Annotated in this window: 12 protein-coding genes and 1 pseudogene; 7 read left to right on the top strand and 6 right to left on the bottom strand. The window is 58.6% G+C overall.

Features of this window, described 5'->3' with window-relative positions; translation table 11 throughout:
- From IGW03_RS28295 to IGW03_RS28280, 4 genes and pseudogenes are all read left to right on the top strand, one after another.
- Window positions 1-118 (top strand): annotated as a pseudogene (locus IGW03_RS28295) (IS5/IS1182 family transposase); the annotation flags it as partial.
- A 248-nt stretch (window positions 119-366) separates the two neighbouring features.
- Complete coding sequence (locus IGW03_RS28290) at window positions 367-921, top strand: fasciclin domain-containing protein (protein ID WP_194725866.1); 555 nt, start codon at window positions 367-369, stop codon at window positions 919-921.
- An 11-nt stretch (window positions 922-932) separates the two neighbouring features.
- Complete coding sequence (locus tag IGW03_RS28285; RefSeq protein WP_228536152.1) at window positions 933-1,781, top strand: sigma-70 family RNA polymerase sigma factor; 849 nt, start codon at window positions 933-935, stop codon at window positions 1,779-1,781.
- Window positions 1,778-2,491, top strand: a complete 714-nt coding sequence (locus IGW03_RS28280; protein WP_194725865.1) for an anti-sigma factor — start codon at window positions 1,778-1,780, stop codon at window positions 2,489-2,491. The genes IGW03_RS28285 and IGW03_RS28280 overlap by 4 nt, the downstream gene beginning before the upstream one ends.
- Before the next feature lie 155 nt (window positions 2,492-2,646).
- Here IGW03_RS28280 and IGW03_RS28275 read toward each other — a convergent pair whose 3' ends face one another.
- The 3 genes from IGW03_RS28275 to IGW03_RS28265 all read right to left on the bottom strand — a co-directional run bounded on the left by IGW03_RS28275 (window position 2,647) and on the right by IGW03_RS28265 (window position 6,749).
- A complete protein-coding gene (locus tag IGW03_RS28275; RefSeq protein WP_194725864.1) occupies window positions 2,647-4,743 on the bottom strand; it encodes a TonB-dependent receptor in 2,097 nt (698 codons plus the stop codon).
- A 179-nt stretch (window positions 4,744-4,922) separates the two neighbouring features.
- Window positions 4,923-5,204, bottom strand: a complete 282-nt coding sequence (locus IGW03_RS28270) for a hypothetical protein (RefSeq protein ID WP_194725863.1) — start codon at window positions 5,202-5,204, stop codon at window positions 4,923-4,925.
- Window positions 5,205-5,222: 18 nt separating this feature from the next.
- Window positions 5,223-6,749 carry a DUF4331 domain-containing protein gene (locus IGW03_RS28265; RefSeq protein WP_228536150.1) on the bottom strand — a complete coding sequence of 509 codons (1,527 nt, stop codon included), beginning with the start codon at window positions 6,747-6,749 and terminating at the stop codon, window positions 5,223-5,225.
- Window positions 6,750-7,098: 349 nt separating this feature from the next.
- Between IGW03_RS28265 and IGW03_RS28260 the strand changes: the two genes are divergently transcribed.
- The 3 genes from IGW03_RS28260 to IGW03_RS28250 all read left to right on the top strand — a co-directional run bounded on the left by IGW03_RS28260 (window position 7,099) and on the right by IGW03_RS28250 (window position 10,097).
- Window positions 7,099-8,322 (top strand): tetratricopeptide repeat protein, encoded by a 1,224-nt coding sequence (locus IGW03_RS28260; RefSeq protein ID WP_194725862.1) that lies wholly within the window; start codon window positions 7,099-7,101, stop codon window positions 8,320-8,322.
- Window positions 8,322-9,479, top strand: coding sequence for a HupE/UreJ family protein (locus IGW03_RS28255; RefSeq protein WP_228536149.1), 1,158 nt, complete (start codon window positions 8,322-8,324; stop codon window positions 9,477-9,479). Before IGW03_RS28260 ends, IGW03_RS28255 begins: the two co-directional genes overlap by 1 nt.
- A gap of 435 nt (window positions 9,480-9,914) precedes the next feature.
- Window positions 9,915-10,097: a hypothetical protein gene (locus IGW03_RS28250; RefSeq protein ID WP_194725861.1), complete on the top strand. Its 183-nt coding sequence runs from the start codon at window positions 9,915-9,917 to the stop codon at window positions 10,095-10,097.
- Between the two features lie 31 nt (window positions 10,098-10,128).
- Here the strand turns inward: IGW03_RS28250 and IGW03_RS28245 are convergent, their stop codons facing one another.
- From IGW03_RS28245 to IGW03_RS28235, 3 genes are all read right to left on the bottom strand, one after another.
- A complete protein-coding gene (locus tag IGW03_RS28245; protein ID WP_194725860.1) occupies window positions 10,129-11,241 on the bottom strand; it encodes an L-dopachrome tautomerase-related protein in 1,113 nt (370 codons plus the stop codon).
- Between the two features lie 64 nt (window positions 11,242-11,305).
- Window positions 11,306-12,478: a zinc-dependent alcohol dehydrogenase gene (locus IGW03_RS28240; protein ID WP_194725859.1), complete on the bottom strand. Its 1,173-nt coding sequence runs from the start codon at window positions 12,476-12,478 to the stop codon at window positions 11,306-11,308.
- A 12-nt stretch (window positions 12,479-12,490) separates the two neighbouring features.
- Window positions 12,491-13,126, bottom strand: a complete 636-nt coding sequence (locus IGW03_RS28235; RefSeq protein ID WP_228536148.1) for an SRPBCC family protein — start codon at window positions 13,124-13,126, stop codon at window positions 12,491-12,493.
- Between the last annotated feature and the right edge of the window lie 368 nt (window positions 13,127-13,494).

Below are 13,494 nucleotides of genomic sequence, written 5' to 3'. Positions count from 1 at the left end.
GTCCTTCGCATGGCTTGAAAAATGCCGTCGTCTCTGGAAAAACTGTGAGCGAAAGCTTCATACCAGCGAACAGTTCATTGTCCTCGCGTTCCTCGCTCTCCTGTTAAAAAGATACTGAGCACGCTCTAAGAAAGCAACCGTTAGGGAAAATGCCGTCGTTTGAAGCCGTTCTGGAAACCGAAGTCAGACATTGATTGGCATGCGTACCGGGAAGCTCTTCATTGAGCCGGGACGGAAGGACCTAAATGAGCGGGATTTTTTCAAGAACGATTCGCCACGGTACTCAAAAAGTTGAATCCAAAGAGGCGATGCACGCGTATATGTTCATGCGACACCGCACTTTGAACTCACTTTCAGGAGACCAGAATGAAAAAAATCAGCACAGTACTCGCCCTGACCGCGGCTCTTGGCTTCGTCAATATCGCATTGGCCGAGAATGCCGTGACGGTAGGCGGACAGAGCATGCTGCCGTCCAGGGATATCGTCGACAATGCCGTGAATTCGGCTGACCACACCACCCTGGTTGCCGCCGTCAAGGCGGCCGGATTGGTTGATACGCTCAAAGGCAAAGGTCCGTTCACGGTCTTTGCGCCGACCAACGCCGCTTTCTCCAAGCTGCCCGCGGGGACGGTCGATACGCTCCTCAAGCCGGAGAACAAGGCGACCTTGACAAAGGTGCTGACCTATCATGTCGTCCCGGGCAAGCACGATTTTGCGGCCCTGTCCGGTGCCATCAAATCAAACAACGGCAAAGCCGAGTTGCCGACGGCCAGCGGCGGCAAAATAACCGCCATGATGAATGGTCCTCACAATATCCAGATCAAGGACGAGGCCGGCAATGTCGGCAACATCAGCACGTATGACGTGTATCAATCCAACGGCGCGATCCATGTCATTGATACCGTTCTGATGCCCAAGTAAGGATGCGGCACATGCCTCCGATACGCATCGGGGGCATCCTGCATGCACGCTGCCAGGCACATGCCATGGGCGGCGTATCTGCATTGGGCGAGAAAAGCACACCGTTGCGATCCGACAGATACGTCATCTCAATTCAAGTCCCTGCTGCCGAGTGCGCCGATGCGATGGACGCGGACCGTGCGATGCCGCGTATAATTCCTTTGCAGACGCAATTTGACTGCTATCAACCGCAATGTGTCCTTTTTCGCTTCATTCGAACGGATGAAAAATTGCCTGCTCCGGATCCAAAACAACTGAACAGCTGGCTGGAAGGGGTCGCCCGAAAAGACCGGGATGCATTCCGGCTGCTTTATGACGCCACTGCGCCGAAGCTGTTTGGTTTCGTGCTCCATATATTGACCAAGCGGGAGATTGCGGAAGAGGTGTTGCAGGATAGTTTTGTCAGCATTTGGAACAATGCATCGGGATACCAGTCGAGCTTGGCCGCACCCATGACGTGGATGACGGCGATTGTCCGCAACAAGGCCTTCGATGTGCTGCGCCGGAGTGAACAGACCATCGAGCTGGATGCTGGGGACTTGAATGATTCAGGCGTGCTGGAAGCCATCGAGGCTCTCGAAAGCACGCAGCCGACACCAGCCGATGCACTTCAGCACAGCGAGGAAGCCGCGGCATTGGCCAAATGTTTCTCCCGCTTGGAACTCGTCCATCAGCAGGCCATTGCGCTGGCGTTTTATCATGATCTTTCCCATAGGGAGGTGGCTGAACGATTGAAGCTTCCCACCGGCACTGTCAAGACCTGGATACGGCGAGGACTCGAGAAACTGAAGCTGTGCCTTACCAGGATGGGAGGTGTATGAATTATCGGCATAACCACGTCCTGAAAGAAAAGCTTGCAGCCGAATATGCGCTCGGCACATTGAGAGGCGGCGCCCGCCGCCGCTTTGAAGCGTGGTTGAAAGAAGATGCCGCGTTGCGAAGATCCGTCGCGGAATGGCAGGACCGGCTGTATCCGCTGGCTGAAATTGCGCTTGCTGTCGCACCTCCAGCGAGAGCGTGGAAAGCCATTGAAGACCGAATCGATGCACAAGCGGCGGAAGGCAGGCGCAGCATCTGGGAAAGCCTGAATGAGAATTTCCGCTTCTGGCGCACGCTCGGCGTGGCCTCAACGGCAGTTGCTGCCATGCTGGCTGCCGTTCTGCTGGTGCAGCGGCCGGAGGACGGCCCCGCCGGACCGAGCTATGTCGCGGCACTCACTGATGACAAGGCAGCGCCGGCGATAGTCATCACCGGCGATCCGAAGCGGCGTGAACTGACAATCAAGATCGTCTCTCCGCAGAACATCGCAGCCGACCGGAGTCTGGAGCTGTGGGCGTTGCCCCGGGACGGTGCGCCACGCTCTCTCGGTCTGGTAGCGGCCAATGGCACAGTGATCTTGCCTCTGCCGGAGAACGTGACTCCGGAAACAGTGCCTGCGTTGGCAATTTCGCTGGAACCGAAAGGGGGATCGCCCAACCCTAACGCACCCTCCGGTCCGGTTCTGTACAAGGGCGCTTGGGTAGGGATCTAACCTAACTGGATCTGAAGATTTGGCGATGGTTGCAGTTTTTAGTCGGCTTCAATGCTTGGTGTTCATCGGACGCTGCCATCGCCTGAAAAGATGTGATCAGAAAAGCAGTGCAGACGTCGCAGGAATATTGCAATCCAAGCTCCTGGGGCAGGAGCTCAGAAACGCGTAGCGAGCGTGATCCGGAACGACCTTGATTCAATCGGATGGAAATGAATGTCATCGATTGCTGCTCCGGCCGGCTCATTGGCCAGGCGTGACGTATAGTAGTAGTCGATGGCCGAGTCCCTGCGATTGGTCAGGTTGAATCCTTCCAGTTCAATGCGGGTAGCTTTATTCATCTTGTAGCCGATCCGGCCATTGAGCGTTGCCGTGCCTTTCGACCTCACGCGATTGTCTTCGGTCAGGGGCCGGGGACCGAAGTAGCGCAATTGCAGTGCACCGAAATACGGTCCGAGCGAATCGACAGCGGCTGCGATAGAAGCCACGCCTTCCACCGCGCCCGGGATGCGCCGCCCGGCAGGATCGGCATCACGGAAACGGGCCCGCGTAAAGGCAATGTCGGCATCAATGGTCAGCCAATTGGCCGGCTTGTAATAATTATTGAACTCGATTCCAATGCGACGACTGGCGCGGCCCGCTTCCGTCGTTCCGGCATCCCCCACGAACAGCAGTTCGGAATCGAAATCGAGCTGATATACCGCCAGTGAGCTTTGCAGGCCGGGAATGATTTCGGTACGCACGCCCAGCTCCGCCCCTCTGGATTTGACGAGAGGGACGACCCGTTCGGCTGCAGCGCCGGTCGCTGGATCAACGGTGATCGTCGTTCCCCGCGCGTCATTGCTATGAAAGCCGGTGCCGAGGTTCAGATAGTATTCAGTCCTGTTCCACGGACCAAAAATCAGGCTCAGCTTGGGGCTTGTGATGCCGTCGTTCGCTTTGCCCGAATTGAGCGGATTGTCGCTGCCGACATTGAATCGGTAGAAATCCTGCCGCACTCCGGCAACGGTGCGAAATCCATCCATCCAGCGTGTCGTGTTTTCCGCATGGAGGCCAATGCTGCTTTCGACGATATGGTCTGCACGCGTCGTTGAAAGACGTTGCCGGGCAGCCGTGTTGAAAAGGCCATTGACGATGTTGTCGTTTTGTAGCTGCATGCCGATCGTGTTTTCCGCTTCCCTGCCGAACAGGGTGACCGGCCAGGTATGGCTGGCATTCATGCCGGCAGTCGTTCTCTTGTCGCGCTGATTGAACTGGTCGCCGTTGACCGGATCGTTCAGGAAATAGGTGAAATTGGAATACAGGTCCAGCTCGTTGCGAATGATGTAGCCGTCGACCTGCGTGGAGCCGGCGACACTGCTACGCCGCCATGCGCCCGACAAGCTGTACCGATGAACATCGCCGCCATCCGTCGGATCGATTGCGTCGAATCGACCGATCAGTCCGGTGTTGACGGCACGCAGGGGAATCTGGTCGCTTGCATTCCATTTCCCGCGGTACGCCATTGCAGTGACGTTGAATCCGTTGCCTGTTGTGCCCTCGCTGTAGCGCAGGACGCCGTTGAGCTTGCGGTAGTTGTCGGGCCTTGTGAACGGCCCGTCGTTGTGAAACGCCTCCAGCGCGTATAGCAGGTTGCCGTTACCAAGCTGAGGAGAGTCGGCAACGAGCATGCGCCGATAGCCGTTCTGGCCAAGGCCCATGCTTGCCAGACCACTGTCCATGTTGTCGGCATAGACGATGGCGGCCGTTCCGGCGGAAGAAAAATCGCCTTGCGACGCATAGTAGGGCCCTTTCTTGTATTCGAGTCGCGTGGCCAGTTCGGGAATCAGGAAGTTGAGGTCGGTCCATCCCTGCCCATGGCCATGACTGCGCTGGTTGACGAGCATGCCATCGACTGTCGTGCGCAAGTCGGTGCCGTGATCGAGATTGAACCCGCGCAGATAGAACTGGTTGGCTTTACCTTCCCCGCTGTGCTGGCTGACGATCAGGCCCGGAGTCGCTTCCAGCAGTTCACCGGCACGATATACCGTTCTGGCTTCGAGCTGTTCCTGAGTGACGATCCCGGCATTGGCCGACTCGGCAATGCCGATCTGACTGGTACGGGAAACTTCCACGCTGACTGCGGGCAGCTCTATTTCTTGCGCAACAGCGCTCGTCAGCACGCACAATGCACAGACGCCAGCCAGGCAAAAAGCATTGGCGGCACCTGATTCACCTGGCAGCCATGGTTTCGAGTATCGCAGACGTCGCAGCATAAAGGTATATGTCAATGGTTGAGCGGTATGTCCGGATCGTCAGGCGAACTGAGCGTGACTGATACAAGCGCTTGATCGCCCTGCACAGCCCTGGAAAATTGCCTGCTGCGCGCAGCGGGCAGATATACGACGGTTGGAGAATCCGCTCGCCGCGCCACCAGCGGCGAGCAAAACAATCGTCAGCTGACCGGCTGCGGATCACTTGCGTCCGGTGCGGTGGTGGTAATTGCATCAATGGCTTGCGGCTCGCTCGTTTCGGATGTGCCAGAAAGGAAAGACAGTACCTGAGCAACAAAGGAATCACCGACAGCGGGCTGTTGAGGATTTCCAGTGTTGTTCCCAGCCCCCGTGCCGGGGCTGGCCGAAGCGACATCATCTGAGCCGCTGCCGCCGCAGGCGGTCAATGCAGCCAGCAGCGCGCCGCAGGCTGCGGTTTCGAGGAGAGTGCGTTTGCTTAACATGGAATGCTCCTTGACCGATTACTGATTGCCGGCGGTGTTGGCGGCGCCAGCCGCATTGCCTGGAACCGGTGTGTTGAAATACGGGAAAGCGGCTCGATAATCCGCGGCTGTTCTGCGCACGCCGTCGGTTAATGGCGCAGCGCCAGCCGGTGCATCGGATGGTTTGCATCCCACCTTAAGGGTATCGTTTGCCCCGGTCAAAACACAGAGCGCACCCATGGCGACACGCAACGACAAGTCGACGACATCGTCGGCGGGCCGCCGGCCATTCGGGAAGCCTGCATTATCCCCGGCGGCTACACCCAGCGGATTCTGGGCTTCCCGGGCTGCCGGGGCAATCGAGGTATTGAGCCGCAGCATTTCGGATGGCACTACGTTCCTAGGCTGGTTGAGACCTTCAATTCCCTTGAGAAAAACGGTCACCAGATCAGTCCGCGGGAAGTTCGTAGGGGCGGGGGCTGAGGGGAACAAGGTCTGTATCAATGCCGGCAATGAAGGATTGGTGACATAGTCAATAAACTGCGCATCGCCCGACGGTTTGGATGCGTTGAACTTGTTCTTGTCATCCATGCCGATGACCACTTCGTTCACCAGCGGCATTCCGAGGCGAGACACCTGAGTCCACGCACCGCCTTCCTTGGTTGCTGTATTCAGGCCAGTGCCCGGTGACGGATTGATCAGCCGACCCTGACGTTTGCTCGCTGTTGTATAAGCGCCGATGACGGGGTCCCCTCCGGTCGTCAAGCAGGAAATGGGAATTTCCATGGCGATCGTACTGATATTCTTCCCTTCAAGATTGTTTTCGTTCCCGCCGACTTCCGGCCCAAGCGGATTCAAGTTGAAGAGGTCAAAGGTTTTTCCGACGGCGATGTAAAACGGTTCCTTGCGCTGGCCGACGAAAACCCGGCCGTTGCCGCAATTCGGGATTGAAACGTCATGGATATGCTGGTTCGCATAGCGTTCATAACCGCCCGCACCGCCGAAGGTCTTGTCTCCAATATTGTCCACCGGCTTGTCGAATTCGCGATTTCCGTTCCCCATCATGAATGCTGCGCGGGTACCCGTACGTCGGTCGCCTCGCACGATATCGACGGTATAGGACTCGCGCACATTCAGCGTGGCCGGATTGACGCCATCAATCGGGCCGGAATTGATCAGGGGGATTTTTACCTGTTTTCCCCCGACTGTCAGAGCAGTCGCCTTGGACGTGTTCTTGAAGCGGAACTGAAACGTGATGTCTTCCTTTGCGTCGCCATTGTTGTCGAAATGGATCTCATAGAGGCCGTTCTCGTCAAACTGATAAAAGTTCGGACCGCCAAATGCATCCTGGAACGGAATGTAGTTGGCCATGACGGTCACATAGCCTTCGCGTCCTGGCTCATAACTGCGAAATAGGTAAAGGTCGGTGCCGTCGACTTTGGGCTGCTCTGTAAGGAAGGGAGCTTCGCGATGACTCGATGCCATGGCAGGCATCATGAAGAGATTGCTAAGCGCTGCCGCCGCAAGGGTCATGCGTATTAAATGATTGGCTACTGGCGGATGCATGGACTTCTCCTGGAATGAGTTAGGTACGAACATCGGTGGGGCGCAGTTTCAACCACTGCATTACCGCATACGTCCGGCATGGGCGAACGGATTCACCGGCCGCTGCCAGGTTTGAGAAATATCAAGCATAGTAGGGCTGGTGATTCATTGGCGTCTTCAGACCGAATGAACGGTCTGAGCCTTAAAAAATATCACCTGCTTGCGGTATGAAGGATTTCCAGCCTGATAGACAATTCTTGGTTAATCAGCTGGATGAATTTTTTTGAATCCAGTTCGGGCATTTCTGCGTATACGACAGTATCCGAAGACCTCAGTCATGGTCCTTATGTCATATTTTCCCGGACTGCGTATGATGCCCATTCTTGTTGTTGCCCGATCTGCTTGCTGGCAACCTATCCGGCGGTGTATCACCGTATTGGCACTCGTTGCTTCCTGTGTCTCCAACGCCGAGGCCTCGCCGTTCACACCGTCACGTGGAGACGAGGTGCTCGAACGCGTCCCCATCCGTACCTCTCCGGAACAGCGGGAATTGGAACGAGCGCGAGCGGCCGTTGCCGCCAGCCCTGGAAACCTGCAGGCGAGCATCCGTCTTGCAAAACGCTATCTCGAGACTTGGCGCAACGACGGTGATCCACGTTATTTGGGGTATGCACAGGCTGCATTGGCGCCTTGGTGGAGCAGGAAGGATCCGCCTGCGGAAGCCCGGGTGCTGCGCGCAACATTGTCGCAAAGTACGCATCGTTTTTCCGAGGCGCTGGCAGATCTGGATGCGGTGCTCGCACAAGACGCCCGAAACGCGCAGGCGTGGCTCACCAAGGCGACGGTGCTGCAGGTTCTGGGCGACTATCCGCAAGCCTCGGCAAGTTGCAGGCGACTGGTTGGCCTTGCACCGAATCTTGTCGTCATTACCTGCCTTTCCGCGGTACGCAGCCTGAATGGACAAGCCGAAGCCGGATATCGACAGCTAGACGGCGCGCTCAAGACAGCGGGCAGTGAAATCGACCCATCGATCCGCACCTGGTCGCTTACACTCCTGGCTGAAATGGCCGCACGGCGGGGTGATGACGCCGCGGCACGTCGTCATTTTGAGAAGGCAATCTCACTTGGCAAACCGGACAACTATCTGCTGGCTGCTTACTCGGACTTCCTGCTGGACGCCAAAGAAGCAGAAAAGGTGGTGTCGCTCCTTGCGACGAGAACGCAAGTCGATGTGCTTCTTCTGCGGTACGCCATTGCATTGCGAGCGCTCGCTTCCGCAGATGCGCCTCGCTATACCGCGTTGCTGGCTGAACGGCTTGAAGCAGTGCGCATGCGCGGCGATGCCATTCATGGCCGTGAGCAGGCAAGATTCGCATTGGATTTGCATCACGATCCCATTGCAGCGCTTGAATACGCCCGGCAAAACTGGAAAGTGCAAAAGGAGCCTGCCGACGCCCGTCTGCTGCTTGAAGCCGCTGTCGCTGCGAATGATGGGGCTGCGGCCCGCCCGGTCATTGACTGGATACGGCAGGCGGGGCTCGAGGACAGGACGCTTGCTCCCCTGATCGCGAAGCTTGAGGGATCGGTAAAATAATGAAAGCCAGTCTGCCTCGATCCATGCACCGTCTGGTTCGTTTTTTCATGGTGCTGTTTCTCTGCTTCTTGACTGCGCAAGCCCACGCGGACAAGTTCAGCGACAGTTACCTTGGCCTGCGCATCGAAGCTGCCACGGTCCATGGTCAATGGGACATTGCGCTGCGTGACCTTGACGTCGCGATCGGCCTTGACATGAACGGCAATGGCGAGATCACATGGAACGAAGTCCGCTCCAGGCACCCGGACATCAGCCAGTACGCCTTATCTCGTTTGGCGATATCTTCAAATGACAAGCCATGTCCGGTCCAGGTAACCACGCAACAGATAGAACGGCATAGCGACGGCGCCTATGCTGCATTAAACTTCGATGCCCTATGTCCAGATATCGTCCAGAGGCTGGAGGTGCGGTACAACCTGCTGTTTGACATCGATCCGCAGCATAAGGGATTGGTTAAATTCAATTCCGCCAACGGTACCTCGACTGCCGTCTTCGATCCTGAGCATCGCACCCAGTCCTTCATGCCGGATCAGACGAGCCGTGTTGAACAAGCCATGCAATTCCTGAAGACGGGTATATGGCATATCTGGATAGGCTTCGACCACCTGCTTTTTTTATTTTCCCTGCTGTTACCCGCGGTATTGGCACCTTCCGGCACCCATTGGCGTCCCGGCGAGAGCCTCAAAGACGCTGCGGTGGATGTGCTGAAGATCGTAACCGCCTTTACCATTGCGCACTCGCTTACATTGACATTATCGACGCTCCAGCTTGTTACGTTGCCCGCTCGATGGGTGGAGTCTGCCATAGCGGCGTCGGTCATTGTCGCTGCGCTGAACAATCTTTATCCGCTGGTGCAAGGCAGGCGCTGGGTGGTTGCCTTTCTCTTCGGCCTGATTCACGGTTTCGGGTTTGCCAGCGTACTCGCCGATCTCGGGCTTCCTGCGTCATCCCTGGCGGTGGCACTTCTTGGTTTCAATATGGGTGTCGAGATTGGGCAGATGGCAATCGTCGCCGCATTCCTGCCGATCGCGTATGCGCTGAGACAGACATGGTTTTATCGCAGGTTGGTATTCACAGCCGGCTCGACCATGATAGTCGCCGTCGGAACAGTCTGGCTGATCCAGCGAGCATTCGATCTCAGCTTGATTGACATCTGAGATCGAAATAGTGCCATGAACGCAGACGATCTAATTGCCAATATCCTGCTACTGATTTTTTCAGCTACCGTTGCCTGCTGGCTGCTTAGTTAGATGCGCCAAGACGTTGGATTGTGCCGGAATTGATCGCTGAATGAGGTTGCCGGCATTTATGATTTTCGTAGAGTGAATGCTGGAGGCTGACGCGGACGCGTATGCGTATCTAAAGGAATGTAGGTAGTAGACGTCCTGCCGCTGGCCGATGCGCTGTCGGCGGCCATGCTCCTGCAAGGCGGGGGAAGCAGCCGGTCGTCAATACTCCGTGGAAGGCAAGGGCCGGCCAAATTGCAGAACCAAGCGCCTCGGCGCCATCCAAATCGACATGGAGAAAGTGCGTGAGGGCATCTACGCCGTCATGTGATTCGGCATCATCTTTTCTAACGGAATATGCAATGCATGCGCAACCCAGCGAAGAACGTGTCCGGACAAAACACTGGAGTTCCGTCCTATGGTCCCATGCCGGACATCGATCAGCAGCCCGCCGAACCGAGTGCGGCCAGCGGTGCGCAATTGCTGCATAGAGACAAAAACGCCAAGGCGCTTAAGGTCGACCGCAATACAGCGAAGAAGGGGATGTGACCGGCCCCCAATCAGGATGATCCGGTTCGCCCTAGCCAAGCGCGACCGGCTGGGCGTTGATCTTTGTGCGAAAAAGCGTATAGGGTTTGCGCCGCAGATCCTGACCCCCGTGATAGCGGGCCTGCCGATGCAGTTGGTTGGCAGTGACGTAGAGATAGCCGTCCGCCGCGACGGATAGGGTATCAGGCCATAGCAGTCGCGGATCGTGGACTACCGTTTCCCAGTCGCCAGCCGGCCGGCGGCGCAGAATGGCGTTGTGCTCGTAGTCGGTCGCATAGAGGCAGCCGGCCGCGTCCGATTCCAGGCCGTCCGAACCGCCGCCTTTGTTGCCTTCGTCAACGATGGTCGCGGCGACGTGGGCGTCGCTGCGCGAGCGGTCGATCAGCGCCGCGGTCGCCACGCTGTAGAGGCGACGGCTGCCCAACGGGCAGTAGTAGAGCCGTTCGCCGTCGGCGCTAATGGCAATGCCGTCCGAGCCCATGCTGGGAGCCGGAATCATTTTGCCGTCCTGCTTCTGCACGAACGGCCGGCCCTCGACGATCGGAAGGAATTCCTGCATCGGCTCCGGCTTAGTCGATGGATGGTCGTGCAGGCGGCGCCAGCTTTCGCCGGTGGCGAGATCCACCACGATGATGCCGTTGGCGCCCTTGTCGGACGAGTCGGTAATGAAAGCCATGCCCGCGCTGCCTTGCCGCAGATTGAAGCGCACGTCGTTCAAGTAGCTGGTCGGCAATGCCACCTCTTGGGGAAACAGGATCTTTTGCGCCACTGTGTCGGTTGCAAGATCGACGCAGACCAGCTTTGGCCCGCCATGCTGCGTCGGCTGGAACAGCGGGCTGCCGGTATCCAGAATCCATAGCCGGTCGGCCGGATCGACGACTACGCTTTGCACCGAAACCAGTGCGGCGGATGGATCGTCGGGATTGGTGGTGTTGAACGCCATGTCCGGATAAGGCTCGGGCAAGCCGTTCTTGATCTCGGCTACGGTGAACCGGACATCGTCGCCCCATTTCGGGAAGTTGATGAAAATCCGCCCTTGGCGTGACACCGTCACGCCGGTTGGCATGGCACCGTCAAAGTGAACGACCGGTTCAAGCGTGCCGAGCGGTTCGTCAGTCGGCAGGTTCGAGGTTGAGCTGGGCATGGATATTCCCTTGTTGAAAGCTCTGTATGGATATTAAATTTACGCATCAGCTGAATGACCGGTTCTATGGCGCGAACACCGCCCGCACGCAGCCGTCCGTCTTGTGCTTGAACATGTCGTAGCCGCGCGGAGCGTCCTCAAGCGAGAAGCGGTGCGTGGCGAGGTAGGCCGGGTTCAGCTCACCCTTCTGGGCGTGCGCGAGCAGCCGGTCCATGTAGGCTTGCCCGTGCTGCTGGGCGCTGCGCACCGTCATGCCCTTGTTCATGATGACGCCCATCGGGAACTTGTCGATCAGCCCGTAGACGCCGAGCACCGACAGCGTGCCTCCCTTGCGGCAGGCCATGACGGCCTCGCGCAGCGCCTCGCCTCGGTCTGTCTCCAGGCGCAGCGCCTGCTTCACGCGATCATAGGCGTATTGCGGCCCGGTGCCGTGCGCCTCCATGCCTACCGCGTCGATGCAGGAATCAGGGCCGCGCCCGCCTGTCATCTCCCTCAGCACCTCCAGGACGCTGTCGACTTGCGTGTAGTCGATCGTCTCGGAGCCGGCGTGCTCGCGCGCCATGCGCAACCGCTCTGGAAAACGGTCGATCGCGATCACCCGCTCGGCGCCCATCAGCCGCGCGCTCTGCTGCGCCATCAGGCCCACGCCGCCACAGCCCCAGACGGCGACCGTGTCACCCGGCTGGATGTTGCAGAAATCGGCGCCCATGTAGCCAGTCGGCGCCGCATCCGAGAGAAACAGCGCCGTCTCGTCCGCCACCCCGTCAGGGACCTTGAAGCAGTCATTGTCGGCAAACGGTATGCGCACGTATTGCGCGTGCGCGCCCGCGTAGCCGCCGAAGGCGTGGGTGTAGCCGTAGATGCCGGCCGTGGCATATCCGCCGAGCAGCGGCGCCTGCAGCTCGGGCTTGGGGTGGGTGTTGTCGCACAACGAGTAAAGGTCGTGCTGGCAATACCAGCATTGACCGCAAACGATGAAGGAAGGAACGACGACGCGGTCGCCTTTCGCGACGCGCTTCACCGCGGGGCCGACCTCCTCGATCACGCCCATGAATTCGTGGCCGATCACGTCGCCGGCCTTCATGGTCGGGATGTAGCCGTCGATGAAGTGCAGGTCCGAGCCGCAAGTCGTCGACAGGCTGACGCGCAGGATGGCGTCGTGCGGGTTCACGATCTCGGGGTCTTTCACCGTGCCGACACGCAGGTCGTTCACGCCGTTCCAGTACAGTGCTCGCATGTCCTGCTCTCCTTAGTGTGTGTCGGCGCGAGCAGCAGGCTGGCGCACAGTGGTCGGGAACTCACCGGTTTCGGCGAGATTCTTGAAGCGGCGCAGCGCCCCGTCAGCGACCAGGTTCAGAGGTGTGGTTCCCAGGAGTTCGAGGAGCCCGTCGCCGAGCGCGCCACCGGGCGGGTCGAAACGAAAGTGCAGGGTGGCCACGGTGCCGCGGCCAGCCGAGGCGGGGTGGAAGCGGAACTGTCCCTCGTTCGAGATGGCGGCGTCGGCAAGCGAGCGCCAACCTATGCCTTCACCGGATCGATCCACTGTCTCGGCGTCCCATTCGTAGGCGCGGCCGAGCGGTCCCTTCACCTTCCAGTGCATGCGGCCGTCGCCGGTCGCATGCACGGTCGCGAAGCCCGCCATGATTTGCGGCAGCGTTCTCGGATCGAGCCAGCAATGGCGAAGCTCGTCCGCCGTCTTGCCGATCGTAATTGAGCGCTCTGTCGACGGCTCGCCGATGGAGGTGCCGCCCTGTCCCTTGCTGTCCGCTTTCCCACGGTCGAGCTGCAGACCGCGCCTCGCGCGTACCGCGGCCACGCCTGCGGCAGCGGTGAGCGCGAGCGCCGCAGCGCCCAGCGCGATGGAAATCCAGCTACGGTTCTGCATCGGCCCACCGGCCGAGGCGCTTGGGAAAGGGCGACCGCGCCGCGATGATTCACCCCGTTGCACACTAGCGTTGCCGCTTGCCATGATCAACCTTTCTCTGGTTACTGTCCGCTACGCGGACTGGTCCATGCGACAGGTGCGCTGAGGTACGTTCGTGACGCTTGTGCCCTATTCCGTGCACGTGCATGGGTCGTAAAACTCCACCATGGACTCTCGGCACGCGCAAAACAGCCGGCGGATACACGTTATGCCGCAGTTGCTACTTGCTGAAGTGGAGCCTGAGCACGATGGACCGGCACTCGAACCTTTAGTTCGCACGCTGCGCGCAGGTTTTCAGCCATCCGTGTGCCCGCTTCCTTGCAACAGAA

Source organism: Noviherbaspirillum malthae (assembly GCF_015352985.1).
Classification (GTDB): domain Bacteria; phylum Pseudomonadota; class Gammaproteobacteria; order Burkholderiales; family Burkholderiaceae_D; genus Noviherbaspirillum; species Noviherbaspirillum malthae.
Note: the sequence above shows the minus strand (reverse complement) of the source record. Positions and strands in the feature narration are given on the sequence as shown.